General features: G+C 52.4%; 27 protein-coding genes. 18 read left to right on the top strand and 9 right to left on the bottom strand.

Going from position 1 to position 25919, the window contains the following annotated elements:
• Positions 1 to 55 precede the first annotated feature (55 nt).
• Positions 56 to 1027 carry a tyrosine recombinase XerC gene (locus K1X45_RS09835; protein ID WP_220158712.1) on the bottom strand — a complete coding sequence of 324 codons (972 nt, stop codon included), beginning with the start codon at positions 1025 to 1027 and terminating at the stop codon, positions 56 to 58.
• A gap of 91 nt (positions 1028 to 1118) precedes the next feature.
• Between K1X45_RS09835 and rimM the strand changes: the two genes are divergently transcribed.
• The 11 genes from rimM to K1X45_RS09780 all read left to right on the top strand — a co-directional run bounded on the left by rimM (position 1119) and on the right by K1X45_RS09780 (position 10258).
• On the top strand, positions 1119 to 1742 hold the full coding sequence (gene rimM / locus K1X45_RS09830) for a ribosome maturation factor RimM (RefSeq protein ID WP_220158711.1): 624 nt from the start codon (positions 1119 to 1121) through the stop codon (positions 1740 to 1742).
• Entirely contained in the window at positions 1742 to 2437 is a 696-nt protein-coding gene (gene trmD, locus K1X45_RS09825; RefSeq protein ID WP_220158710.1) for a tRNA (guanosine(37)-N1)-methyltransferase TrmD, read from the top strand. Before rimM ends, trmD begins: the two co-directional genes overlap by 1 nt.
• Positions 2437 to 2790 carry a DUF4260 domain-containing protein gene (locus K1X45_RS09820; RefSeq protein ID WP_022709750.1) on the top strand — a complete coding sequence of 118 codons (354 nt, stop codon included), beginning with the start codon at positions 2437 to 2439 and terminating at the stop codon, positions 2788 to 2790. Before trmD ends, K1X45_RS09820 begins: the two co-directional genes overlap by 1 nt.
• Positions 2791 to 3002: 212 nt before the next feature.
• Entirely contained in the window at positions 3003 to 3437 is a 435-nt protein-coding gene (gene rplS / locus K1X45_RS09815) for a 50S ribosomal protein L19 (RefSeq protein ID WP_022709749.1), read from the top strand.
• 246 nt (positions 3438 to 3683) lie between these two features.
• Positions 3684 to 5093, top strand: a complete 1410-nt coding sequence (gene leuC, locus K1X45_RS09810) for a 3-isopropylmalate dehydratase large subunit (RefSeq protein WP_220158709.1) — start codon at positions 3684 to 3686, stop codon at positions 5091 to 5093.
• A gap of 284 nt (positions 5094 to 5377) precedes the next feature.
• Positions 5378 to 5845, top strand: a complete 468-nt coding sequence (locus tag K1X45_RS09805; protein ID WP_220158708.1) for a GNAT family N-acetyltransferase — start codon at positions 5378 to 5380, stop codon at positions 5843 to 5845.
• 431 nt (positions 5846 to 6276) lie between these two features.
• Positions 6277 to 6678 (top strand): succinate dehydrogenase, cytochrome b556 subunit, encoded by a 402-nt coding sequence (gene sdhC, locus K1X45_RS09800; RefSeq protein WP_121992196.1) that lies wholly within the window; start codon positions 6277 to 6279, stop codon positions 6676 to 6678.
• A 12-nt stretch (positions 6679 to 6690) separates the two neighbouring features.
• On the top strand, positions 6691 to 7074 hold the full coding sequence (sdhD, locus tag K1X45_RS09795) for a succinate dehydrogenase, hydrophobic membrane anchor protein (RefSeq protein WP_220158707.1): 384 nt from the start codon (positions 6691 to 6693) through the stop codon (positions 7072 to 7074).
• Between the two features lie 8 nt (positions 7075 to 7082).
• Positions 7083 to 8918 carry a succinate dehydrogenase flavoprotein subunit gene (sdhA, locus tag K1X45_RS09790; RefSeq protein ID WP_075653885.1) on the top strand — a complete coding sequence of 612 codons (1836 nt, stop codon included), beginning with the start codon at positions 7083 to 7085 and terminating at the stop codon, positions 8916 to 8918.
• A gap of 17 nt (positions 8919 to 8935) precedes the next feature.
• Entirely contained in the window at positions 8936 to 9715 is a 780-nt protein-coding gene (locus K1X45_RS09785) for a succinate dehydrogenase iron-sulfur subunit (RefSeq protein WP_022709743.1), read from the top strand.
• A gap of 171 nt (positions 9716 to 9886) precedes the next feature.
• The gene (locus K1X45_RS09780) at positions 9887 to 10258 is read left to right on the top strand and encodes a VOC family protein (protein WP_022709742.1); all 372 of its coding nucleotides are present in this window, start codon (positions 9887 to 9889) and stop codon (positions 10256 to 10258) included.
• Between the two features lie 152 nt (positions 10259 to 10410).
• Here K1X45_RS09780 and K1X45_RS09775 read toward each other — a convergent pair whose 3' ends face one another.
• The gene (locus tag K1X45_RS09775) at positions 10411 to 10848 is read right to left on the bottom strand and encodes an OsmC family protein (RefSeq protein WP_022709741.1); all 438 of its coding nucleotides are present in this window, start codon (positions 10846 to 10848) and stop codon (positions 10411 to 10413) included.
• A gap of 93 nt (positions 10849 to 10941) precedes the next feature.
• Positions 10942 to 12213 carry a ubiquinone biosynthesis hydroxylase gene (locus K1X45_RS09770; RefSeq protein ID WP_075653881.1) on the bottom strand — a complete coding sequence of 424 codons (1272 nt, stop codon included), beginning with the start codon at positions 12211 to 12213 and terminating at the stop codon, positions 10942 to 10944.
• Positions 12214 to 12519: 306 nt separating this feature from the next.
• On the opposite strand from K1X45_RS09770, the gene tesB reads away from it, so the two are divergent.
• The 5 genes from tesB (at position 12520) to K1X45_RS09745 (ending at position 19601) form a co-directional block, all read left to right on the top strand.
• On the top strand, positions 12520 to 13383 hold the full coding sequence (gene tesB, locus K1X45_RS09765; RefSeq protein WP_033315854.1) for an acyl-CoA thioesterase II: 864 nt from the start codon (positions 12520 to 12522) through the stop codon (positions 13381 to 13383).
• A gap of 215 nt (positions 13384 to 13598) precedes the next feature.
• On the top strand, positions 13599 to 16157 hold the full coding sequence (locus K1X45_RS09760; RefSeq protein ID WP_220160454.1) for a DNA translocase FtsK: 2559 nt from the start codon (positions 13599 to 13601) through the stop codon (positions 16155 to 16157).
• Positions 16158 to 16251: 94 nt separating this feature from the next.
• On the top strand, positions 16252 to 16893 hold the full coding sequence (locus tag K1X45_RS09755) for an outer membrane lipoprotein carrier protein LolA (protein WP_370627013.1): 642 nt from the start codon (positions 16252 to 16254) through the stop codon (positions 16891 to 16893).
• 157 nt (positions 16894 to 17050) lie between these two features.
• Positions 17051 to 17857: an exodeoxyribonuclease III gene (locus tag K1X45_RS09750; RefSeq protein ID WP_075653879.1), complete on the top strand. Its 807-nt coding sequence runs from the start codon at positions 17051 to 17053 to the stop codon at positions 17855 to 17857.
• A 151-nt stretch (positions 17858 to 18008) separates the two neighbouring features.
• The gene (locus K1X45_RS09745) at positions 18009 to 19601 is read left to right on the top strand and encodes an ABC-F family ATP-binding cassette domain-containing protein (protein WP_220158705.1); all 1593 of its coding nucleotides are present in this window, start codon (positions 18009 to 18011) and stop codon (positions 19599 to 19601) included.
• Between the two features lie 27 nt (positions 19602 to 19628).
• Here the strand turns inward: K1X45_RS09745 and K1X45_RS09740 are convergent, their stop codons facing one another.
• Positions 19629 to 20084 carry a cyclic nucleotide-binding domain-containing protein gene (locus K1X45_RS09740; RefSeq protein WP_022709734.1) on the bottom strand — a complete coding sequence of 152 codons (456 nt, stop codon included), beginning with the start codon at positions 20082 to 20084 and terminating at the stop codon, positions 19629 to 19631.
• A 187-nt stretch (positions 20085 to 20271) separates the two neighbouring features.
• Positions 20272 to 20952: a response regulator transcription factor gene (locus tag K1X45_RS09735; RefSeq protein ID WP_028233341.1), complete on the bottom strand. Its 681-nt coding sequence runs from the start codon at positions 20950 to 20952 to the stop codon at positions 20272 to 20274.
• 310 nt (positions 20953 to 21262) lie between these two features.
• Here K1X45_RS09735 and K1X45_RS09730 point away from each other — a divergent pair, with 310 nt between their 5' ends.
• A complete protein-coding gene (locus tag K1X45_RS09730) occupies positions 21263 to 21826 on the top strand; it encodes a L,D-transpeptidase (protein ID WP_220160453.1) in 564 nt (187 codons plus the stop codon).
• 12 nt (positions 21827 to 21838) lie between these two features.
• Here the strand turns inward: K1X45_RS09730 and K1X45_RS09725 are convergent, their stop codons facing one another.
• A complete protein-coding gene (locus K1X45_RS09725) occupies positions 21839 to 23212 on the bottom strand; it encodes a PLP-dependent aminotransferase family protein (RefSeq protein WP_238481757.1) in 1374 nt (457 codons plus the stop codon).
• A 237-nt stretch (positions 23213 to 23449) separates the two neighbouring features.
• Here K1X45_RS09725 and K1X45_RS09720 point away from each other — a divergent pair, with 237 nt between their 5' ends.
• Positions 23450 to 24331: a DMT family transporter gene (locus tag K1X45_RS09720; protein WP_116088596.1), complete on the top strand. Its 882-nt coding sequence runs from the start codon at positions 23450 to 23452 to the stop codon at positions 24329 to 24331.
• A 59-nt stretch (positions 24332 to 24390) separates the two neighbouring features.
• Here K1X45_RS09720 and K1X45_RS09715 read toward each other — a convergent pair whose 3' ends face one another.
• The 3 genes from K1X45_RS09715 to K1X45_RS09705 form a co-directional block, all read right to left on the bottom strand.
• Positions 24391 to 25074, bottom strand: a complete 684-nt coding sequence (locus K1X45_RS09715; protein WP_220158704.1) for a methyltransferase — start codon at positions 25072 to 25074, stop codon at positions 24391 to 24393.
• A 90-nt stretch (positions 25075 to 25164) separates the two neighbouring features.
• Positions 25165 to 25593 carry an EVE domain-containing protein gene (locus tag K1X45_RS09710; RefSeq protein WP_022709673.1) on the bottom strand — a complete coding sequence of 143 codons (429 nt, stop codon included), beginning with the start codon at positions 25591 to 25593 and terminating at the stop codon, positions 25165 to 25167.
• A 32-nt stretch (positions 25594 to 25625) separates the two neighbouring features.
• The gene (locus tag K1X45_RS09705) at positions 25626 to 25916 is read right to left on the bottom strand and encodes a YciI-like protein (protein WP_022709672.1); all 291 of its coding nucleotides are present in this window, start codon (positions 25914 to 25916) and stop codon (positions 25626 to 25628) included.
• Between the last annotated feature and the right edge of the window lie 3 nt (positions 25917 to 25919).

The following is a 25919-nucleotide window of genomic DNA, read 5'->3' as shown; positions in this document are numbered from 1 at the left end:
CTGATCTGCGGCTTGTCAAGAAAGATCGGAGATTTTCTGCCGCTATCGATGGTGCTTAAGGATGCGCACGGGGGTGTGCTTTGTCGTAAATCTCCAGCAGGCGATCGGTATCCACGCCGGTATAGACCTGTGTAGTGGAAAGGCTCGCATGGCCGAGCAGTTCCTGAATGGTGCGCAGATCGCCGCCGCGTGCCAGAAGATGGGTGGCAAAAGAATGCCGCAAAGCATGGGGTGTTGCGGTTTCTGGCAGATTGAGCGCGGAGCGCATTTTCTGCATTTCCCGCTGGATGATACCGGCATGGAGTGCACCGCCTTTTGCTCCGCGAAACAGCGGCATTGTGCCGTTCAAATGAAAGGGGCAGAGGCGGCGATATTCGGCAATTGCCTGATGAACGGCAGGCAGCAGCGGTACGAGGCGGCTTTTGCCACCTTTACCCTGAATGGTCAGGGAGCGGGCAGTTGTGTCGGCCACGGCATCCGGTGTCAGACCAAGTGCTTCGGAAATACGCAAGCCGCAGCCATAGAGTAAAGTGAGCACGGCGGCATTGCGTGCGGCAATCCATGGCTCTTCGGCCAGTTGTTGCTGGTTGTCCACAACACGCAGGGCTGCATCTGCGCTCAAAGGTTTGGGCAGGGATTTCGGCTGGCGCGGGGCACGAATGGCACTGGCACCGGCTGCATTTGCCAGCCCCTGCTTTTCCAAATATCGCAGTAGCGAGCGGACACCGGCAAGACCGCGCCCGAGGGTGCGGGCACCGGCTCCGTCATTACGGCGTGAGGCCAGATAGGAGCGCAAGTCTGTAATACGCAGGTTCGAGACATCTTTCAAAGCCGGTGGTGTGCCCAGATGACCGGTCATGAATTGCAGAAACTGTCGGGTATCGCGCTCATAGGCATCCAGCGTATGGGCGGCCAGTCTGCGGCTGTTGGTTAAGCTGCCAAGCCAGTCCTGACGCGCCTGATTGAGGTCGGGCGCAGCGATAATCAGAAATTCTGCTTTTGAGGTTTCGGTTTTGGCCGTTTGCATGGATTGAATCTGTAATCCGGTTATCTTAATAAAAATAGAGTTTCTCACGGCGAGGTTACGGAACCGTTGCCGCCACAGTTTAAGGTTTTTCATGTCTTCTCAGAAAAAAGGCAGTCCGGTGCGGGTTGCAAATCTTGATAATCCGGTTCAGCTCGCCGTTATCGGCGCTGCCCATGGCATCAAAGGGGAAGTGCGCGTTAAAACCTATACGGGCGATCCACTGGATCTGGGCTCCTATGGTCTGCTCTATGATGCATCCGGTAAAAGCTATGAAGTGCTGTCGATCCGTCCGAGCAAAACGGTAGTCGTAGTGCGCTTTGCCGGTGTTGAGGATCGCAATGCGGCGGAAGCGTTGAACGGCAAAGAGCTTTATGTCGATCATGCGCAGCTACCGCAGGATCTTGATGAGGATGAGTTTTACCACACTGACTTGATCGGCCTTGCCGTGCGCGACAGCGCAGGCGTGTCCTATGGTAAAGTCTCTGCCGTGTTTAATTTCGGCGGCGGTGATGTGCTGGAGATTAAGGAAAGCGGCAAAAAGCCGGTTATGATCCCGTTTACACTGACTTCCGTACCGGAAATTCTGATGGAAGAAGGTGCCATTCTGATTGATCCGCTGGCGGCAGGTCTTTTTGATGACGGTTCAACCTCTGCGGATGAAGAGGGGGATGAGCCTGAGACACCTGAGACTGATGATGACGGATGGGCGCGGTAATGAGTTTCAAAGCATCTGTCCTGACCCTTTATCCTGAGATGTTTCCGGGGCCGCTGGGCTCTGCCCTTGCAGGCCGCGCCTTGCGCGATGATAAATGGCAGCTTGAAACCGTCCAGATCAGAGATTTTGCGCTCGATAAACATCGCATGGTTGATGACACACCGGCTGGCGGCAGTGCCGGTATGGTGATGAAACCGGATGTTGTGGCCAGAGCGCTTGATAGCTTAGAACAGGATAACCGTCCGCGTATTCTGATGAGCCCGCGCGGAAGGCCGCTGACACAGGATCTGGTGCGTGAACTGGCTGCAGGCGAGGGCGCGGTGATTCTCTGCGGCCGTTTTGAAGGCGTGGATGAGCGTGTTATTGAAGCGCGCAACCTGATGGAAGTTTCGGTCGGGGATTATATTCTCTCCGGCGGTGAAACCGGTGCGCTTGTGCTGCTTGATGCGATTGTGCGCTTGATTCCGGGCGTGATGGGCAATCATGAATCCGGTGAAACTGAGAGTTTTGAAACCGGCCTGCTTGAGCATCCGCATTATACCCGTCCGCAGGAGTGGGAAGGGCGCTCGATCCCTGCGGTGCTGACCTCCGGCAATCATAAGGCTGTTGATCAGTGGCGGCTGGAAGAAGCCAAACGCATTACCCGTGAGCGCCGTCCCGATTTGTGGGAGGCCTATCAGAACAGGAGTAAATAATGCAGATTCTGAGACGTGCGGAATATGCAGCTATTTTGCTGATTGCTCTGGGGTTTTATGCGCAAAGCGGTGAGGGCTGGTGGTGGTTTGCGCTGTTGTTTCTGGTGCCTGACATTACTATGGCAGGCTATGTATTTGGCAACCGTATCGGTGCGCTGGTCTATAATGCCGGTCACAGTTTTCTGAGTGTGGCCGCGCTTGGCCTGCTGATGTATGTGTCAGGGCAGCAATGGTTGTGGCCTTATGTGCTGATCTGGACTGCCCATATCGCTTTTGACCGGATGCTGGGCTACGGGCTGAAATATGCGTCTTCTTTTCAGGATACGCATTTGGGACGGATCGGTCGCAACTGAATCAGAACTTCTTGCAGAGTTGAGTTGATTCACAGGCGGTAATGGTGTATTGCCGCCTCACATTTCGGGATTTCCTGAAATCCGATTTTTGTTGACCTGAAATCAATGAGTAGTGAAACCGCTCCTGCCTTAACGGCATAGCATGACGGCAAAGACTGTTTTGCAAGTGATAGCGCTCTGACTGTTCGAGAAGAATCAGAAGGATTAAAACTATGAACATTATTAAGCAGCTTGAAGCTGAACAGATTGCAAAGATTGCTGAGAAGCGCGTTCTGCCAGATTTCGACGCCGGTGACACAGTTCGCGTTCTCGTACGCGTAACTGAAGGTACACGTACCCGTGTACAGGCTTACGAAGGCGTTTGCATCGGCCGTTCGGGCGCAGGTCTGCAGGAAAGCTTCACCGTTCGTAAGATTTCTTACGGCGAAGGCGTAGAGCGCGTATTCCCTGTTTATTCTCCGCTGGTTGAAGGCGTTGAAGTTGTTCGTCGCGGTAAAGTCCGTCGTGCGAAACTTTACTACCTTCGTGGTCTTACAGGTAAGGCTGCCCGTATCGTTGAGAAAAAAGACAATCGTTCGAAAGCTGAACGTGAAGCAGACAAGCGCGCTGCTGAGCGTGATGCTGCTGCCAAGGCAGCTGCAGAATAATTTTCTGCATCTTTCTGCGATTATAAAATTTCCAGGGATAAGGGCGGCCTCAGGGTCGCCCTTTTTCTATTTGCAAAGATTAAATGCCGCTTGGGTAATAATCTTGCTGCGACACCCTGTTCCGCTTGTCATTTCTTGACGAAATCGCATAGCGGGTGCATATGAACCATAATCATATCGGTTCTGTGGTCCTGTGATTGCCGGGAGGTAATGGCTGCAGAACGCTTGCAAAGGATACTAAGAGCCATGAGCGCGCCGCGTACACTCTATGACAAGATCTGGGACGATCATCTGGTAGATCAGCAGGATGACGGTACCTGCCTGCTTTATATTGATCGCCATCTTGTGCATGAAGTGACCAGCCCTCAGGCTTTTGAAGGTCTGCGTATGGCTGGCCGCAAAGTGCGCCATCCGGAACGCACCCTTGCTGTTGTTGACCATAACGTGCCGACTTCGGCAGATCGTATCAACGGCATCAAGAATGAAGAAAGCCGTATTCAGGTTGAAGCTCTGGCCAAAAATGCGGCCGAGTTCGGCGTTGAATATTATTCCGAGCGCGATAAGCGTCAGGGCGTTGTGCATATTGTTGGTCCTGAACAGGGCTTCACCCTGCCGGGTATGACCATTGTTTGCGGCGACAGCCACACTTCAACCCACGGTGCTTTCGGCTCTCTGGCGCATGGTATCGGTACATCCGAAGTGGAGCACGTACTGGCCACTCAGACCCTGATCCAGAAAAAGGCCAAAAACATGCTGGTGCGTGTGGATGGCAAACTGGCAGCAGGTGTGACTGCGAAAGATATTACACTGGCGATCATCGGTAAAATCGGCACTGCCGGTGGTACCGGTTATGTGATTGAATATGCCGGTGATGCAATCACATCTTTGACTATGGAAGGCCGTATGACGGTCTGTAATATGTCGATTGAAGGCGGTGCACGCGCCGGACTGATCGCACCGGATGCGACAACTTTTGATTATATCCGTGGCAAGCCGCGCGCGCCAAAAGGTGAGCAGTTTGAACAGGCACTGGCTTACTGGAAGACCCTGAGCTCCGATGAAGGCGCGCATTTCGATAAGATTGTGACCCTTGATGCCGCTGAAATCTCACCGGTTGTCACATGGGGCTCTTCGCCGGAAGACGTGGTTTTCGTGACCGATGTAGTGCCGAACCCGGATGACATTCAGGATGATACAAAGCGTTCATCGAAATGGCGTGCGCTCGAATATATGGATCTGAAGCCTGGCACCAAGATCACCGATATTGCGATTGACCGTGTCTTTATCGGTTCCTGCACCAATGGCCGCATTGAAGATCTGCGCGATGCTGCACGTATGGTTGAAGGTAAAAAAGTTGCCTCCACTGTCAATGCGATGATTGTTCCGGGTTCCGGCCTTGTAAAAGAAATGGCTGAAGCTGAAGGTCTGGACAAGATTTTCATCGAAGCAGGCTTTGACTGGCGTGAGCCGGGCTGCTCGATGTGTCTGGCAATGAATGATGACCGTCTGAAGCCGGGTGAGCGTTGTGCATCGACCTCCAACCGTAATTTTGAAGGTCGTCAGGGCTTTAAAGGGCGCACCCATCTGGTATCGCCTGCAATGGCCGCAGCCGCAGCGGTGGCTGGGCACTTTGTTGATATCCGTGACTGGAACTAAATACCTGATCTAAAAGTCGCCATGCGTGGCTGCAAATGGCAATTTTCTGTGCTTCGGTACTCACGTACTATCTGTACGCTCCGTTCCGATGCTCGCAAATCACCATTTTCGCTTGCGCCTGCCGCTTTTTGATTCAGGTATTAATTCGGGATCCTAAGAAAAAACCCGCTCATTGCGTAAGATCAATGGGCGGGTTTTTCTTTTCAGCTAAAGCAGCATTGATTAGGCTGGTTTTTTCTAACGAAGCAGCTACTCTGCTCTTATTCGCCAAAAGGGAAGGCATCATGACACAGGATCACGCTATTGATATTTCATTGCTTCACTTACGTGATGCCCGTGAACTTGCGCCTTTGCTGGCCGATTATGCGCAGGCGCTGAAGCGTGGTGCACCGCGTCGTCCGGATGAATATTATGCGGAAAAGCTGTTGCAGGATCGCAGTGCAGAATTGCTCGGTGCACGGCTTGACGACGTGCTGGTCGGTTTTGTGATTTTCTATGATCTGCCGGAGCCGGTATCCGGCATGCGCGCAGGGCAGGTGGACCATATTTACGTCCATCACGAGCACCGCAAAAAAGGTATCGCCAAGGCTTTGATTGATGTGCTGGCCGATAAGGCTGAAGAGCGCTCATGGAGCAAGCTGGCACTCAATGCACCGCGTCAGCCGGAAGATGGTCGCAAGCTGTATGAACAGGTCGCGGCCACAGCGGACTGGAGCAGTTTTGTGATTCGTTTTGCACCACATCTCCAGTAAACCTGTTGAAACACTGTCCGGCGGCTCATAATCAGGACAATTTAACTGCCGCCGGATTTTATTTTTAACGCGGATGTCCGGTAATAGGCCGCATAAAACCGTTTAAAACGTCATCTCTCTGCTCAGGTGCGACTAATTGCATGGCTGGTCGCATGGTTGTGACTTTGACGTAGTGATAAAAGCGCAGTAGATAAGCCCTAACATGGTCGTCCTTTAAACGATCTTGGCCGTATTCGCTCTACTGCGCGGCTCCTGAGCCTGTGAAGCTTCAAGAATTGCGCAGCATGTTAAAATGACAGAGTTTATATCTATGCTGGGCGCAGGTTCATCATAGATATAAACTCTGTTGGGCATGAACAGACCATAGATTTTGCCGGTATAACGGCATGTTTAGCAAGGCCTGTTTATCGGTAACATTTACCAGGATAGCTATGACAACAAGACCAATAGTCAAAAGCCAGCGCCCGCTGTCACCGCATTTGTCGATTTATAAACCGGCAATCACGATGACGACGTCGATTATTCACCGTATTACTGGCGGCGCGCTCTATTTCGGAACTGTACTGCTTGCCGTATGGCTGATTTCCGCAGCGGTCAGCGAAGATTGCTTCAATTTCGTCAATGGCCTGTTCGGCTCCTGGGTAGGACAGCTTGTGCTGTTTGGCTACACATGGGCTTTGATGCAGCATCTGGCGGGCGGTATCCGCCATTTCATCTGGGATATGGGCGCAGGACTTGAAAAACACACTGCCAGCAAAATGGCCTGGGCCACGGTGGTGTTTTCAGTTGTTGCGACAATCCTGATCTGGGTTGTGGCTTACAGCCTGCGCTGAGAGGACTGATATATGCAAGATATGCGCACCCCTCTGGGTAAGGTTCGCGGCCTTGGTTCCGCCAAGGAAGGCACCGGCCATTTCTGGACACAGCGTATGAGTGCTGTCGCACTTGTGCCGCTGGTGATTTATTTCATCGGCCTGATTATCTGCCTCAATGGTGCAGATTATGCAGAAGTCCGCACTGCAATCGCCCATCCGTTTAATGCGATTGTGATGGCACTGTTTGTTCTGACCGGTGTTTATCACATGCGTCTGGGCATGCAGGTTATTATCGAAGATTATATTCACGGCGAAGGCCTGAAGATTGTTTGCGTTATGCTCAACACCTTCTTTGCGATTGTTGTTGGCGGCGCGAGTGTATTTGCAATCCTCAAGCTCAGCTTCGGAGGTTGATAGGCCAAATGGCAACAACTAAAGACACAGCTGCTAACGGCAGCAAATATACCTATGTCGACCACAAATTTGACGTTGTGGTTGTCGGTGCCGGTGGTGCAGGCTTGCGTGCAACACTGGGTATGGCAGAGCAGGGCTTTAAAACAGCCTGCATTACCAAGGTTTTCCCGACGCGCTCCCATACGGTTGCAGCGCAGGGCGGTATTGCTGCTTCGCTTTCCAATATGGGTCCGGACAGCTGGCAGTGGCATATGTATGACACTGTTAAAGGCTCCGACTGGCTCGGTGATACAGACGCCATGGAGTATCTGGCCCGTGAAGCGCCTGCGGCGGTTTATGAGCTGGAACATTACGGCGTGCCGTTCTCCCGTACCGAGGAAGGCAAAATCTATCAGCGTCCGTTCGGCGGTCACATGCAGAACTTCGGTGATGGTCCGCCGGTTCAGCGTACCTGTGCTGCTGCTGACCGTACCGGTCACGCTATTCTGCACACGCTTTACGGCCAGTCGCTCAAGAACAATGCGCAGTTCTTTATTGAATATTTCGCACTTGATCTGATTATGACTGACGGTGTTTGCACCGGTGTTGTGGCTTGGAACCTCGATGACGGTACAATTCACCGTTTCTCCGCCAAAATGGTCGTTCTGGCCACCGGCGGTTACGGTCGTTCGTATTTCTCGGCAACTTCTGCCCATACCTGCACCGGTGACGGTGGCGGTATGGTTGCGCGTGCTGGTCTGCCTCTGCAGGATATGGAATTTGTTCAGTTCCACCCGACCGGTATTTACGGTGCAGGCTGCCTGATTACAGAAGGCGCACGCGGTGAAGGCGGTTATCTTGTGAACTCCGAAGGCGAGCGCTTCATGGAGCGTTATGCACCTTCCGCCAAGGATCTGGCATCGCGTGACGTTGTGTCCCGCTGCATGACCATTGAGATCCGTGAAGGCCGCGGCGTTGGCAAGAACAAAGATCACATCTATCTGCATCTGGATCATCTTGATCCGGCAATTCTGCATGAGCGTCTGCCGGGTATTTCGGAAAGCGCCAAGATTTTTGCCGGTGTTGATCTGACCAAAGAGCCGATTCCGGTTCTGCCGACAGTTCACTACAATATGGGCGGTGTGCCGACCAACTATTGGGGCGAAGCGCTGAACCCGACGGAAGACAATCCTGATCGTGTACAGCCTGGTCTGATGGCTGTGGGTGAAGCCGGTTGTGCGTCGGTTCATGGTGCAAACCGTCTCGGTTCAAACTCGCTGATCGATCTCGTGGTATTCGGCCGTGCAGCTGCAATCCGCGCCGGTGAAGTGATTGACCGCGCTGCAAAAATTCCTGATCTCAATCTCGCTGCCTGCGATAAGATCATGGAGCGTTTTGACCGTCTGCGCTTTGCTGATGGTGGCACTCCGACTGCTGTTCTGCGTGAAAAAATGCAGCGCACCATGCAGGAAGATGCTGCAGTGTTCCGTACCTCAGAATCCCTGAAACAGGGTTGTGAACGTATGGCCGCGATCTGGAAAGAAATGCCGGATATTAAAGTGACTGATCGCTCATTGATCTGGAACTCCGATCTGATGGAAACATTGGAGCTGGAAAACCTGATGGCCAATGCGATGACCACTGTTGTGGCCGCTGAAGCCCGTAAGGAAAGCCGTGGCGCCCATGCCCATGAGGATTTCCCGAACCGTGATGACGTGAACTGGCGCAAGCACTCGCTGTCCTGGCTCTCGGAAGACGGCAAGGTTACGCTTGGCAGCCGCCCTGTTCACCTTGACCCGCTGGTCAAGGAAGAAGACGGTGGTATCAGCCTCGCTAAAATTGCGCCTAAAGCGCGCGTTTACTAAGGATTGGGGAAAGAGCAATGGTAGAACTGGCACTTCCCAAGAATTCGCAGATCCGTCCCGGCAAAGTCTGGGACAAGCCTGCGGGTGCAACGAACCTGCGTGAATTCAAGATTTACCGCTGGTCGCCGGATGACGGTCAGAACCCGCGTCTCGACACATTTTATGTTGATCTTGATGATTGCGGCCCGATGGTTCTCGATGCACTTCTGTACATCAAGAACAAAATCGATCCGACGCTGACGCTGCGCCGCTCCTGCCGTGAAGGTATTTGTGGCTCCTGCGCCATGAATATTGATGGCTCGAATACGCTTGCATGCACCAAAGGCATGGAAGACATCAAAGGCACTGTTAAGATCTATCCTCTGCCGCATATGCCGGTTGTGAAGGATCTGGTGCCTGATCTGAGCCATTTCTATGCACAGCACCGCTCTATTGAGCCATGGCTGAAAACGGTTTCGCCTGAGCCGCAGAAAGAGTGGCTGCAGAGCCATGAAGACCGCGCTAAACTGGATGGCCTTTATGAGTGCATTCTCTGTGCCTGCTGCTCGACTTCGTGCCCGAGCTACTGGTGGAACGGTGATCGGTATCTCGGACCTGCCGTATTGCTGCAGGCTTACCGCTGGTTGATTGATAGCCGCGATGAAGCAAAAGGCGAACGTCTCGACAATCTCGAAGATCCGTTCCGTCTTTATCGCTGCCACACAATCATGAACTGCGCGCAGACATGCCCTAAAGGCCTGAACCCTGCGAAGGCGATTGCCGAAATCAAGAAAATGATGGTCGAGCGCCGCGTATAATCACGGCGAATAACCAAAAAACTAAAAGGCACCGTTCGCGGTGCCTTTTTTGTGGCTTCATAAATCTGCCCGATTAAGCGCGCTTAAATTTTTATGCTTTAGTCTGCAACTCTTACGCGCTGTCAGCGTTTCGTGTTTGCATAAGTTGTGTAATCTTTGGCGGAGGCCGCTATGCTGGATCAGATCGGATTTATGGTCACCAATAAAGATAAAGCGCGGGCTTTTTACTCTGCTGCTTTGGCACCACTGGGCATTGATGCTGTCACGGAATTCGGCAACTGGCAGGGTTATGGCCGTCACGGCAAGCCGGAATTCTGGATCGGCTCACAAAAAGGCTCTGCCTATCAGGGACAAATGCATCTGGCATTTCTGGCAGGCACGCGCGGCGAGGTTGAGCGCTTTTATCAGGCAGCACTCAGTGCAGGTGGTATTGAACACAGCGCACCGGTTTTACGCCCAAATTATCATGCGGACTATTTTAGTGCGCAGGTTAAAGACCCGGACGGACATATTATTGAAGTTGTCTGTCACATGCCTGCCTAGAGCGGTTCCAGTTAATGCTAATCGATAGAACCGCTCTTTTTATATGATTTGACGCGCATTTTATTCCGAAAACCGCTTCACACTTTTCGGGATGCGCTTGAAAGAAAAAAGCCGCAGATCAAATCTGCGGCTTTTTTTAATTGTACTCAGATTTAAAGCAATGTGGCCGTGAGATTGATTTCCAGCGCGTTCAAAGCGCGGGAGACGGGACAATTTTCTTTGGCCTGCTTGGCCAGTTTCTGAAAATCATTCTCTGAAATATTGGCAACGCGTGCGCGCAAGGTCAGATCGCTTTTGGCAATAGAAAAACCGCCGCCTTCATTCGGCACGGTGCTGATGGTCGCGGTTGCCTGTAATTCCGTTGGCGGTGTGCCATTGGTGGAAAGCAGGGACGACAGCATCATGGCAAAACAGCCGGCATGGGCGGCACCAATCAGTTCTTCAGGATTGGTGCCTGCATTGCCGTGTATATCTTCAGTCCGTGATTTAAAGCTGTAAGGCAGTTCATTGAGTGCGGTGCTCTGGGTTGTCAGTTTTCCGGTGCCGGTTTTCAGGTCGCCGTTCCAGATGGCCGTGGCAGTTCGGTTCATTGTCTCTCTCCTAATTGATCCCGTGTCTGAGACTCTATGAAAAGAAATAGTTTTGACGTGCCTATTATCCAGTGCAATCCAAGCAGATTTTTGTCAGATCGCCTCACCCTGTAACAGGCGCGGGTTTTCCTTGCCGAAACCTGCGGCCTGTTTGATGAAATAGTTTTTCATCACCGGCAGGCGGTCAACAAGACCGAGCCCGATATCGCGCACGGTGCGCAGTGCCAGATTGTCATTAGAAAACAATCGGGTCAGAACATCGGTGCTGACGCCCATCTGCACGGTGTCGAAGCGGCGCCATGTCTGGTATTTTTCCAGCGCAGCAAAGGAGCCGATATCGAGACCGAGACGCTCGGTATCAACAATCACCTGTGCCAGCGTTGCCGCATCGCGGAAGCCGAGATTAAGCCCCTGTCCGGCAATCGGGTGAATACCGTGAGCGGCATCACCAACCAGTGCGAAACGTGGCTTTACAAATTCACGCGCCAATGTGAGACCCAGAGGGAAAGCCCGCTTGTTGCCTTCAACACGGATTTCACCCAGATGATGACCGAAGCGCTGTTCCAGTTCAGCCTCAAACACGAAGTCATCCTGCGCAACCAGACGGTTTGCATCTTCAGTGCGCTCTGCCCAGACGAGGGAGGAGCGGTTGCCTTTGAGCGGCAGAATGGCAAAAGGTCCTGCAGGCAGGAAGTGTTCAATCGCGCGGCCTTCATGCGGACGCTCATGGGAGACATTGCAGACAATGCCGGACTGACCATAGCTCCAGTGAACGGTTTTGATACCGGCCTGATCGCGCATACGGGAGCGCACACCATCAGCGCCGACCAGCAGTCTTGTTTCCAGTATGCGTCCATCGGCCAGTGTTACAGTCACGGCATTGGATTCGGTGGTAAAACCGTCAACACCGCAGCCTTCAATCACATGAATACCGAGTTCAGCTGCCTTGGCATGGAGCGAGGCATTGAGAACCTTGTTTTCAACCATATGGGCGAAAGGTTCACCCGGATTTACTTCACCGGCAAAGGTCAGGAAAACAGGGCGCACCGGATCGGACACGCGGGAATCGGTGATCACCATGTCATTGATCGGCTGTGCATCCGGTTTGATCGCCTGCCAGCAGCCAAGCTGTTCCAGCATGCGGGTGGCGGCAGCGGCAATCGCCGAAGCGCGGGGATCTTTTTTCCACTGACCGGCCGGTGCAGCATCAATGATTGTGACATCCAGTTGAGGTGCGCCGGTTTTAATGGCAACCGCCGTGGTCATCCCCACATAACCCGCGCCCGCGATCAGAACATCTGTTTTGACCGGAGCAGATGCCGCCTCAGCAGCAGCCGGAGATGATTTGCGGGACGATTTGGCCATGACGGTTTCCTTCTCTGCACGACAGGTTTGCAGGACTGTCAGTTCTCTTTCAACCAGTTCGTGCTTTATAACACATAGATCTAGATAGGCTTTAAGCCGGTTTGTCTCAAGCGGAAATGCCGCAGTTTTTACCCGCAATCCCTTGCGCCGTCAGACGACCGGTTGTAGCCATAGTATAGAGCGGTTTATATCCGGAGTGGGGCACAGCGCTCGCTCTAGGTTTTTGTTTGGTCGCATTGTCACGGGCGTCAAGTTGATCCAACTTGACTGTGAAATGCTCTAGTTGTCGCAGAAAATGAGTTTCCTATGTCTGAAGCAATGAAAGAACTTTTGTCGATCCTTGATCTGGAGCCGCTGGAACATAATCTGTTTCGTGGTCGCAGCCCTCAGGTGGGCTGGCAGCGGGTTTTTGGCGGGCAGGTAATCGGTCAGGCACTGGTTGCGGCACAGCGCACTGTTGAGGAAGGACGCTTTGTCCATTCCCTGCACGGCTATTTCATGCGCCCCGGTGATCCTTCAATTCCGATTATTTATCGAGTGGAACGGCTTCGTGACGGTTCGAGCTTTTCGACCCGTCAGGTTGTGGCGATCCAGCATGGCGAGGCTATTTTTACTTTGTCTGCCTCGTTCCAGATTGATGAAGCAGGGCTTGAGCATCAGATTCCGATGCCTCTTCATGTGCCGATGCCGGAAAAACTGCTCAGCATCAAAGATATGAAAGAGCAATATATCCAGATGGCACCAAAGGCCGTGCGCAAATATCTGGAGCGCGACCAGCCGATTGATATGAAACCGGTATCGCTCAGCCATTATCTCACCAAAGATCCTCTGCCGCCGGAGCAAAATGTCTGGGTGCGCGCCTGCGGTGAGGTGCCGGATGACCGTGCATTGCAGGCGGCAATTCTGGCCTATCTCTCAGATATGACGTTGCTGGATACATCGCTGCATGCGCATGGACGCGCGGTGTTTGATCCGGGTATGCAGGTTGCCAGTCTTGATCATTCGATGTGGTTCCATCATCCGTGCCGGCTGAATGACTGGCTGCTCTATAGTCAGGATAGTCCTATGGCGACCGGTGCGCGCGGCTTCAACCGCGGCTCAATCTTTACCCGTGACGGTGTGCTGATTGCTTCTACGGCGCAGGAAGGTCTGATCCGCGTCCGCGATTGAGATATGCACTGCAAAACAGAGTGAAATTACAAAACACGCCCGAAAACGGGCGTGTTTCTGTATTTTAAGCCTGCTGAATATGTCAAGGAATGACGGACTCATGGTTAATGCTGTCTTAACTACCGTTATTGTATGATCGGACGCGATTCATAAAATTTACCTGTCTTCCGCATTTCTGCGGATTGAAACAGGTGAAAAAAATTGAGGCAGGTTTCATGCGGCAAGGCTATTCACCGTCCTACGGGCCAGATGAACAGGAAATTCGGGGAGAACGTCTGAGGCTCAGCGCTTTGCTGCGTCGTCAGATTGATATTTTCTCCGGCCTGTTGCTGCTGGCTTTGGTGGCGGGCGCTGTTGCCGCACTTGCCACATGGAATGTGGCTGATCCGAGTTTCAGCCATGCGACTGCCAATGAAGTGACCAATGCTGCAGGTTATCCGGGTGCGGTTTTTGCCGATCTTGCCATGCAGTTTTATGGTCTTTCCAGTGTCGTTGTGCTGCTACCGCTGGTTTTCTGGGGCATTTTGATGATCGTCAATGGTCGCATTGACCGTTTGGCACGACGTATTTCCGCATGGTTTTTTGCATCTTTGCTGTTTGCTGCGATTGCCAGCTGTGTCACGCCGCCGGAAAGCTGGCCGATGCAGATCGGCCTTGGCGGTGTGTTCGGCGATATGGTGCTCAAAGTGCCGGGCGTGTTCTTAGGTGAATTTCCTACCGGTGTGATTGCACTTGGTATTGCTGTTATTTTGTCCGTTCCGGCTTTGTGGTTATGCGCCTTTGCCAGCGGTCTGATCGGCCGTGAGCGCAGCCTGACAAAACCTGTCCGTGCCAAAGCACGTCAGGTCGCAGACGATCATTATGATGAAGACTATGATGAGGAAACCGGCGAAATTCGCGCGGGCTTTTTCTCAACTCTGTCCGCATCGACCTTGGGTGCAGCATCCCACTGGATGTTAAGCGCTAAGGCATCGGTACGGCGCATGTTCGGTCTGAAGCGCAATCCGTCTTCATCGCGCAAACGCAACCGTGATGATGATCCGTTTGGTGATGTAACAGTCGCGCGTCGGGGAGCAGGCCAGCGCTTTGAACCGGGCTTTGAACCTGCCGGTCATGTTGCTGATGACATGCATTTTGACGATGATGATTATGATGATGCACCGGCATCACAGCAACCTGCAGCTGTACAGGCTCCGCGCATGCAGGCGGCACGCAAAGCTCCGACAGCCCGTGCGCCAACGCATCCGGTGAATAATGGTGGCCGCTTCATGCTGCCGGATCTCAATTATCTGAGCGAGCCGAAAGTGGTTGCGCGTGATCCGTCATTGTCGAAAGAAGCGCTGGAGCAGAATGCTCGTGTTCTGGAAGGTGTGCTGGAAGATTTCGGCGTGCGCGGTGAGATTATTCAGGTCAAGCCGGGGCCGGTTGTGACCATGTATGAGCTGGAACCGGCGCCAGGGATTAAATCTTCCCGTGTGATCGGTCTGGCTGATGATATTGCCCGCTCCATGAGTGCGATTTCTGCCCGTGTGGCGGTAGTGCCGGGACGCAATGCGATTGGTATTGAATTGCCTAATCCGAAGCGCGAAATGGTATTCTTGCGTGAAATGCTGGCGAGCCGTGATTTCATGCAGACCAAAACCAAACTGGCACTGGCACTGGGCAAGACCATTAATGGTGAGCCGGTGATTGCCGATCTCGCCAAAATGCCTCACGTGCTGGTAGCCGGTACCACAGGTTCCGGTAAATCTGTGGCGATTAATACCATGATCCTGTCGCTGGTCTATCGCATGACCCCGCAGGAATGCCGCCTGATTATGATCGATCCGAAAATGCTGGAACTTTCCGTTTATGACGGTATTCCGCATTTGCTCACCCCTGTAGTGACTGATCCGAAGAAAGCGGTTGTCGCACTGAAATGGGCAGTGCGCGAGATGGAAGACCGCTATCGCAAAATGTCGAAAGTCGGCGTGCGCAATATTGACGGTTTCAACAGCCGTGTTTCACTGGCTGAGAAAAAAGGCGAACAGATTTCGCGTACGGTGCAGACCGGCTTTGACCGCAATACCGGTGAGGCGGTTTATGAAACCGAAGAACTGGATCTGTCGCCAATGCCATATATCGTCGTGATTATCGACGAAATGGCCGATCTGATGATGGTTGCCGGTAAAGATATTGAAGGCGCGGTGCAGCGTCTGGCGCAGATGGCGCGTGCTGCCGGTATCCATGTGATTATGGCAACGCAGCGCCCGTCGGTGGATGTGATTACTGGTACGATCAAGGCGAATTTCCCGACCCGTATTTCGTTTCAGGTTACCTCCAAAATCGACAGCCGCACGGTGCTTGGCGAACAGGGTGCAGAACAGCTGCTGGGTATGGGTGATATGTTGTTTATGGCCGGTGGCGGTCGTATCCAGCGTGTTCACGGGCCTTTTGTCGGCGATGATGAAGTTGAACAGGTGGTTCAGCATCTTAAAGCGCAGGGCGTTCCGGAATATCTGGACGCCGTTATGGAAGATGATGAGGACGAGGGCGGTTCCGCACCGTCCGGTACGTCCAATCTGGAAAATTCCGATGATCCTTACGATCAGGCTGTAGCCGTGGTGCTGCGCGATAAGAAGGCTTCAACCAGCTATATCCAGCGCCGTCTCGGCATTGGTTATAACCGCGCAGCTTCGATCATTGAGCGTATGGAGGAAGAGGGTATTGTGGGACCTGCCAATCATGCGGGCAAACGTGATATTCTTGTCCCGACGCAGGATGATGATTACTGATCCTGCTCTGCCACAGTCAGGTCAAACTGCCGGTTTAAAAGATAAAAGGACACGGTGAAAACCGTCATAACGAATACGGGAGCATATGTTTCTGATGAAACTGAAATTGCCTTTCATGGTCGCAAAATATCTCACTGCTGCATCCGTTGCTCTGGGCGTGCTGCTGCCTGCCGGTTTTGCGCAGGCGCAATCAGCAAATAGTGGTGCGCAGGCGCAGGCTATTGCCAATCAGTTTACAGCTGTGAAAACCATGACCGGTGAATTTGTGCAGTTTGGTCCGAAAGGTGATCAGACCGGCGGTAAGTTCTACATTGAGCGTCCGGGTAAAATCCGTTTCAACTATGATAAATCGCCGATCACAGTGATCTCCGATGGTGAATCCGTCGTCGTCAATAATAAGAAGCTGGATACATGGGATTTGTATCCGCTGTCGAAAACACCACTGAAATTGCTGCTCAGCGATCATGTTGATCTGGGCGGCGGTCGTTTGCGCGGTTTGAAAAACGAACCGGATGCGCTGACTATGATTTTGGGCGACAAAGCGGTTTTTGCCGATGCCACAATTGCGCTGATGTTTGATCCGGCCAATGCGGAATTGAAGCAGTGGACGATTACCGATGCACAGCGTCAGGATACCACAGTGATGATCTTCAACGTGCAGAAAGGTGTGCGTTTTGCGGATAATATGTTCAAGATTGACTATCAGCGTCTGGCTATGAAACGCAAAAATCGCTGATCTTTTTTAAAACTATTGAAAATGCCGCGCCTGCTTTAGCGCGGCATTTTTTATTTATCCGGCATTTGCACATCCTGCATAAGCGGCTTATGTTACGCAAACTATGGTGAAACCTCACCTGTTTTGTCTTTCACCCTTCAGCCCGTTGAGCAGTTTAATGAGTTTTTCCGTCGCTACCTGGAATATCAATTCAGTTCGCCTTCGTTTGCCGCTGGTTCTGGACTTTCTCGAAAAGCACACACCGGATGTGTTGTGCCTGCAGGAAACCAAATGTCCTGATAACCAGTTTCCGCTCAAAGAGCTGCGCAATGCCGGTTATGAGCATATCGCGATCAGCGGTCAGAAGGGCTATCACGGCGTGGCCACACTGTCGCGCAGGCCGATGGAAAATACGGAAACTATCGGCTTCTGTGATATGGGGGACTGCCGTCACCTCAGCAGTGTTGTGCAGGCAGGCGGTAAATCAATTCGCATCCATAATTTCTATGTGCCTGCCGGAGGGGATGAACCGGATGTGACGATCAATCCGAAATTTGCCCATAAGCTGAATTTCCTTGAGGAAATGCGGGCAGTAACGGCAGATCGCGGTGATGGTTTTTCTTCCATTCTGGTGGGTGATCTGAATATTGCGCCACTGGAAAATGATGTCTGGTCACATAAGCAAATGCTGAAAATTGTCAGCCATACGCCGGTTGAAACCGAGACACTGGAAGATTTGCGGGTGAAAGGCGGCTGGAGTGATCTGATGCGGCAGGTCATCCCTGCAGATCAGAAAATTTACACCTGGTGGAGCTACCGTGCCAAGGATTGGGATGCATCTGATCGCGGCCGTCGTCTTGACCATGTCTGGGGTTCCAAAGATCTTGAGCCGCATATGAAAGAATTGCAGGTTCTGCGCCATGCCCGTGGTTGGGAGCGTCCTTCTGATCACGTGCCGGTTATTGCCCGCTTCGATCTTGACTGAAGCATTCAAGCATCGTGACTTGAATAAGTCACGATGCCTGTCTAAATAAATGTCACGGCTACTCATGCCGGTTAAATGTGTATTTGAGGAGTTCATCACAATGAAGCAGACAGCACAGTTTTCTTAACTGATGTTTTTGTTGTTTCACTGGATGCTGCTCTTGATAACTCTGTACACACTGCAAAATATTTCTGCGCAAACGCCTGACGGCCGTAGTCTTTTCCAAAATCTTTCTCTTCATCTGTCCCGTGAACGTACCGGTCTGATCGGGCGTAACGGCACGGGTAAATCAACTCTATTGCGTATCATTGCGGGCGAAACAGCACCGGCCAGTGGTTCGCTGACCAGTCATGCCAAACTCGGCCTCCTGCATCAGAATACGAATGAAGCGCATGAAACGATTGCCGATTTGTTTGGTGTGACGGCGCAACTGGCTGCGCAGGCGCGTATTCTGGCAGGTGAAGGCAGCGACGATGATCTGGCTGATGCGGACTGGACATTGGAAAGCAGGATTGAGGATGCGCTTTCCCAAATGGGTCTGCCAGAACTCCACCCGCAAACGCAGCTGGATAGTTTGAGCGGCGGGCAGAAAACCCGTGCCGCTCTGGCTGCCCTGATTTTCCACGAGCCGGATCTGATCCTGCTGGATGAGCCGACCAATAATCTGGATATGCAGGGGCGTGAGGCTGTGCTGCATCTGCTGCGCAACTGGCGTGGCGGGGCGCTGGTGGTCAGTCATGACCGCTCATTATTGCGCGAGATGGACAGGATTATTGAGCTGACGCCAATTGGTGTGTCGTCTTATAGTGGTAACTGGGATTTTTATGAGACGCGCAAAGCGGAAGAACTTGCCGCTGCCCGTCATGATCTTGCTGTGGCTGAAACAGCTGTCAAACAGGCGGAGAAACAGGCGCGGCTCATCAGGGAACGGCAGGAAAAGCGGGATTCTGCCGGTAAGAAATCACGTTTCAGTGCAGGGCAAAGTAAATTGCTGCTGGATGCCAGAGAAGATCGCGCACAGGCAACCGGCGGGCGTAATAATCAATTGGCGCAAAAGCAGGCAGAAAGCAGCCAGCAGGCACTGAGTGAGGCGCAGAGCAAGTTTGAGCGGCTGATCCCGCAGAGTTTTGGCCTCGGCAATCTCAGTCTTGCCGCAACGAAAACGGTACTCGCAGCGGAACATCTGACAATGGCTTTTAATGATCGTCAGCCGTTATTTGAGGATTTGTCTTTGCAAATGACAGGGCCGGAGCGCATTGCATTATGCGGGCCAAACGGATCAGGAAAAACGACTTTGCTGCATATTTTGGCGGGAAAGCTGACGCCGCAGCAGGGCAGCGTACAATATTATGTCCGTCATGCCATGCTGGATCAGCATGTGAGCCTGTTGAATGATGATCTGAGTATCAGGGATAATTTCAAGCTTCTGCAACCTGAAGCTACGGATAATGATTGTCGTGCCGCACTGGCGCGCTTTATGTTCCGCGCAGATGCGGCTTTGCAAAAGGTTGGAGAACTCAGCGGCGGTGAGAGGCTGCGGGCAGGTTTGGCCTGTGTTCTGGGTGGTGTTCAGGCGCCGGAACTGCTCATTCTCGATGAGCCAACCAATCATCTGGATATTGTCGCACTGCAATCAGTGGAAACGGCGCTCAATGCCTATGAAGGCGCACTGCTGATTACCAGCCATGATGAGGTGTTTTTGAACGCAATCGCACTTACGCGGCGTATCGAATTGCCGCTTTAAAGCACATCAGGCAAAGCCGGAGATGCTTTAATCGGAAAAACGGGATGACAGCTTGTCGATCTGTTCGACCATCTCATTCAGATTATTGCTGATATGCAGATAGAGCGAAGCGGCAAGCTCCGGATATTCTTCCAGAATGCGGTGGAAGATGGAGCGGCTGAGACGGATGACTTCGGTTTCTGTATCGGCCACGGCGCCGGTCAGACGGCTGGTCTGTGCAATCAGTGCCATTTCACCCAGCACTGAGCCGGTGCTGATTGAGCGCAGGTTGACGCGTCCCTGCTTGCCTTCATGAAAAAGGGTAATGCTGCCGCTGACAACAATATAGGCGCAGTCAGCACTTTGCCCTTCATGAAACAGTTCCCTGCCGGTACGCAGAACCATGCGTTCTGCGCCAAAGGCAAGCAGCCGCAGGTGCTGAGCCGAGAAGGCCTCGAAAAGGCCAATCGTACTCAGGAACTGAATGTCATCATCGAGCGCCATATGTCTCTTTCTTACACATAATCCTTATTCCGGAACCGGTTCCCGCTCGGGAATAATCGTGTCCTGTTCCGGAAGAATTATGCTGTAACCCAAATTACCGAAAAATATCTAAAGTTTTCGATAAAATCATCTTTTATGCAGAATATTAAGCAGCCCGGACAGGGTGAATGCCGGGCTGCCTTCATTTTCAGGGAACCAGCTTATACCCGCCGCTTTCGGTAATCAGCAGGCTGGCATTGGACGGATCCAGCTCAATTTTCTGACGCAGGCGATAGACATGGGTTTCCAGCGTGTGTGTGGTAACGCCGGAATTATAGCCCCAGACTTCTTCCAGCAAGACATCGCGTCCGACCACACCACCGGCGCGGTACAGGAATTTGATGATTGCCGCTTCTTTTTCAGTGAGGCGGATTTTATCGCCTTTCTGGTCAAGCAGCAGCTTCTGGCTTGGTTTGAATGTATAAGGCCCGACGATAAAGGTCGCGTCTTCGCTCTGTTCATGTTGGCGCAGCTGCGCGCGGATGCGGGCAAGCAGCACAGCAAAACGGAACGGCTTGGTCACATAGTCATTGGCACCGGACTCAAAGCCCAGAATGGTGTCGCAATCCGTATCGTGACCGGTCAGCATGATGATCGGTGATGTAAAACCACCGGCACGCAGCTGTTTGACAGCATCACGGCCATCCATATCCGGCAGGCCGACATCCATAATCAGCAGGCTGATATTATTTGCCCGTGCGGTCTGAATTGCTTTGCCGGCAGTGTCTTCCTGCAGGATCTGAAATTCAGGATGAAGTGACAGCTGGTCGATCAGGATGGAACGAAGATCCTCATCATCATCAACGATCAGAAGTGTATGGGCGATCATATCTGCCTCATTCGGTTTCAAAAACGGGAGCTGAACATCAGCAAGATGCGTGATTTATGACATTTAACGAAGAAAAACTAAAGAGAGGTCAGATGAAACAAAATTTACCTTATAAAATACGCCTTTAATGCTGCTTTTAAGCGATCTGACATCAGTTTATGGATGTGAATAAAATTAGCTGTGTAAATATATGGCAGGAGAAATGATTCTCTGGTGTTTCCAGAGCGTTACCGGAAAATAGCATACAAAACCGGTCCGGAGGGGGCCTATACATATGATACTCGGCAGAGAAGCAAAGCAAAGCGGCCTGATGCAGGGCGACACAGGCAGAAAAACATCCCGCACGATTAAAGTTATGGATGTTCATGTGCGTCCAGGGCATCGCAGTCAGGGTTATCTGATTGCCGGACCACTGGTGCTGCGCTGTGCTTTGGGCAAGGGCGGCGTGTCTTTCCGCAAGCGCGAAGGGGATGGTGCAACGCCTTTGACGCAGATGCGTCTGCTTTACGGATACCGCCGTCAGACACCGGTGATCGGGGATCAGCCGGCAACAGCATTGCGCTTTCGGGCTACGCAGCCGCAGGATGGCTGGTGTGATGCCGCCAATGACCGCAATTATAACCGGCCGGTCGCAGCCACCTATCAGCGTAGCCATGAGAAGATGTGGCGCAAGGATGAGCTCTACGATATTTGCGTGGTCATGGACTGGAATATTACCGAGCGCAAAAAAGGCTGCGGCAGTGCGATATTTTTTCATCTCTCACGGGAAACCTATACGCCGACAGAAGGCTGTATTGCTCTGAGCCGTCGCGACATGATGCGTTTATTGCCGCATCTTTCGGGAGATACGGTTATCCGTGTGCGGCGCGGCTGATTGATCTCACACTCATGTCGCGGGCAGATACATGATCTGTCTGAGCGTATCGAAAATCTTCGGGTGCACAGACTGGGCAACATTAAAGCGCATGAACCGGCTGCATGTCTGTGACTGGCTGAAAATATTGCCGGGTGCCAGAACGATATTGTGATCCAAAGCGCGTCTGGCAATCATGTCGCTGTCCACACCTTCCGGCAGATCATCCGGCAATTGCGCCCAGAGAAACATGCCGCCAACCGGCTCACACCAGAGCTTGAAGCCTGCATTGAGAAGTTTCTGCCGTGTCCGTGTCTGACATTCTGCCAGCCGGACGCGGATTTTCTCAATATGGCTGCGGTAGCTGCCGTCTGTCAGCAACTGATAGATGATCTGTGAGGACAGTGCATTACTGGCGAAGTTGGTCGCCAGTTTCATGTCGGTAAGATTTTCCAGCCAGTCAGGACGCGCGGCAATATAACCGGTACGGGTGGCGGCTGACAGGGATTTGGAGAAGCTGCCAATATGGATCACCCGCTCCAGACCGTCGAGTTCTGCTAAGAGCGGTGGCGGATTTTGATGAAAGTCCGCAAAAATATTATCTTCAACCAGAATCAGATCATGCTGTTCGGCAAGTTTGAGCAGGCGATGTGCCGTTGCCGGTTGTATTGTGGCGCCGGTCGGATTGTGAATGCCGGAATTGCAGAGATAGAGTTTTGGCCGGTATTGCGTGCAAAGACGCGCGAAGCTTTCCAGATCAGGGCCTTGCGGTGTGTAAGGTACGCCGACAAGATTGACGCCCTGCGCGAGTAACAGACCACGGAAATTGAAATAGCACGGATCATCAATCAGCACCGTATCGCCGGAGCGGATAAATGTACGGCAGATCAGATCAAGTGCATTGGTGCCGGAATCGGTGAGCAAAATTTGTGACGGGGCTGCTGTAACGCCCTGTTCACGCAGACGGGTGCTGAGCAACTGGCGCAGCAATGGCAGGCCGAGCGGTTCGTCATATTCCGATATATTCGATGCAGGGTTGCGGGCAATCTGGCGCAAGGCGCGGCGGATGGCTTCTTCCGGCAACCAGTCTGACGGCAGCCAGCCGCAACCCGGTCTGAAGGTGGTTTCTGTATTGCTCAGCGATTGCCGCATTACCCAATAGGGATTGATATTGCGGTTATGGGTGTCTGCAAAATCTGAGCTGATGAGCGGCGGATGATTTTTTTCGGCAACATAAAAACCGGCACCACGCCGCGCCTGAATAATGCCTTCAGCCACCAGCCGGTCATAGGCCTCCACGACCGTGGATTTGGATATGGACATGGTTTCCGACAAGCGTCGGATGGAGGGCAAACGCGCGCCTGGCATCAGGCTCATGGCGCTGATACGGTCGCGGATGATTGTCATCACCTTCTCAACCAGTGTTGTCGCTTCCAGAATTTCCTGACTGACGGAAAGCTGATCTGCCGTATCGCTTGCTGTTTGCAGCGCGTCCGGCGCTGTATATCCGGAATGATAAGTCATCTGTATCTCCGAATTGAGCAGTACAGTTTGTTTAAATTGTACTGAAATTGTATCTGACAATTTTGCCTGTGTATCAATATTTATCGCGAAATATGCAATAAATTTCGAGAATATGTGAAAATGAATAAGCAAGCGGATAGCCAAAGTGCTGGCTGGATCAGCGGTTTTATAGGTGTTTTAATTTTCAGCGGCTCTCTGCCTGCAACGCGTTTGGCTGTTTTGCAGATTGATCCGGTTTTTCTGACAGTGCTACGGGCGACCATTGCCGGTCTTTTGGGCGGCGCTCTGTTGCTGGCATTTCGCGAGAAATTACCGACGCCATCTGAGCTGATTTCACTCGCGCTGGTTTCAGGCGGTGTGGTGGTCGGGTTTCCGTTATTTACAGCGCTGGCTTTGCAATATGTGACCTCTGCCCATGCAATTGTCTTTATTGGTCTGCTGCCGCTCAGTACTGCAATTTTTGCGGTGTTACGCGGAGATAGCAATCCGTCATGGCGGTTTTGGATGTTCTCGCTGGCAGGCAGTGCGGCGGTGGCATTTTTCGCTTTGGCGAAAGATCAGTCGGGCGGGGAATTTTCGCTCTATGGCAATGTGATGATGCTGTTGTCGATCATTGTCTGCGGTTATGGCTATGCGGAAGGTGCGCGACTGTCCCGCACGATTGGTGGCTGGCAGGTGATCTGTTGGGCGCTGGTATTGGCGCTGCCGGTAATGCTGGTTTTGGCTGTCGCGTTACGGCCGGATAATTTTGCAGCCATTGAAGCACCTGCATGGCTGGGTGTGGGATATGTATCGCTGTTCAGTATGCTGATCGGCTTTTTCTTCTGGTATCACGGGCTGGCACTTGGCGGTGCGGCAGGCGTGGGCCAGTTGCAATTATTGCAGCCGTTTTTTGGCCTCGCTCTGGCAGCCTTTGTACTGGGCGAACCGGTGAGCATAGCGATGATGGCTGTGGCTTGTGTTGTGGTGATGTGTGTCGCCGGAGCTAAGCGCTATATTTGAAGAGGTCGCTACACTTCGAAAAAACATCGCATTAATATCAAATCAGGCGTAGCTCTCAGCTACGCCTTTTGCGTTTTACCATAGTGCCAGACGGTGGTGCGCTTTACGTCTGCATCTTCCAGAGCGCGGGTGACCGATACGGAATAGACTTCCAACTCTGTCAGACGGTGCCGTGGCAGATAAGACCGTCCGGGATCGCCGACGATAATCTGCATGCCTTTAGCAGCGAGCATATCAAACCAGACGATCAGCCGGTCAGCCAATGGCTTGTCATAAAAGACATCACCGGCGAGCAGAACATCAAAAGAGCCGCTTACATCCTGACCGATCAGATCAGCGTCGCTGAAGTTACAGGATACTTTGTTTAAAACACTGTTCAGGCTGATGGCATGGCGGGCAAAGGGATCGATATCATTGGCGGTTACAGAACTTGCGCCGCTCAAAAGGGCTGCAATGCCGACCAGACCGGAGCCGGAGGCAAAATCCAGTACGCGTTTGTTTTGCACAGCTTGCGGATGATCGAGAATATAGCGGGCAACGCCCTGACCGCCTGCCCATGCGAAAGCCCAATAGGGCGGCGGTAATCCGATTTCGGAAAGTTCTTCTTCGGTCTTGTGCCAAAGTTCATGGGCTTCATCGGCAAGATGAAGCGCGATTTCCGGCACATGGGGCGGGTGGTGAATGCCGGTATTGTCGAGGATGAATTGTGTTGCGCGCGTCGTGTCCGGGATCAGGAGGGGCATAGACGCTCCGGATCAAGCAGAGGATAAGCGACTGCAAATGCAGAACGCTTCCGAAATAGTGTTTGGGTTGCGTTCTGCATCTTTATTTTCTCAGATTTTTGTATGATCTAATCCGCCCATCCGGCAGACCTCGATCCATTCATCTTCTTTAACCGGCTGTACGGAAAGACGCATGGATGTGACCAGCGCCATGTCGCTCAACAACGGATTGACCTTCACATCTTTCAGGGTCACCGGCTTCGGCATATCGCAGACGGCGCGGATATCCACACATTCCCAGCGGTGATCGTCTGTTGTGCTGTCAGGATGCGCCAATGCACAAACTTCCACAATGCCGACGACTTCCAGTCCTTCATTGGAATGATAGAAAAAGCCTTTATCGCCAAGCTGCATAGCGCGCATATTATTGCGTGCCTGATAATTGCGCACGCCGTCCCATTGCTCGCCGACAGCGCCTTTGGCCTTTTGCATTTCCCACGACCATTTGAATGGTTCAGATTTAAACAGCCAATATGCCACAGTTTTCTCCGGATTTATTCAGCAGGCCAAGTTTATTCAGCAGGTTTGTTGATGACCCAGTTCCACGGGCGCACAGTCACATTGTCGAACAGACCAGCCAGCGCATAAGGGTCTGCCGCGGCAACAGCTTTTGCATCTTCAATGGTTTCAGCTTCAACCATCAGCATGCTGCCCACCGGTTTCTGATCGGCTTCGCTCAGAAAAGGGCCGCCGAATTTAATCTTGTCGCCAAGGCTTTTCAGATAATCGAGATGGGCAGGGCGGGTATCAAGGCGCAGTTGCAGATGGTCGGCCTTGTCATTGCAGAGAATGGCGAACAGCATGAG

This window comes from Pseudochrobactrum sp. Wa41.01b-1 (assembly GCF_019464455.1).
GTDB lineage: Bacteria > Pseudomonadota > Alphaproteobacteria > Rhizobiales > Rhizobiaceae > Pseudochrobactrum > Pseudochrobactrum saccharolyticum.
The sequence above is the reverse complement of the archived record's forward strand: the minus strand, read 5'-3'. Positions and strand labels throughout refer to the sequence as shown.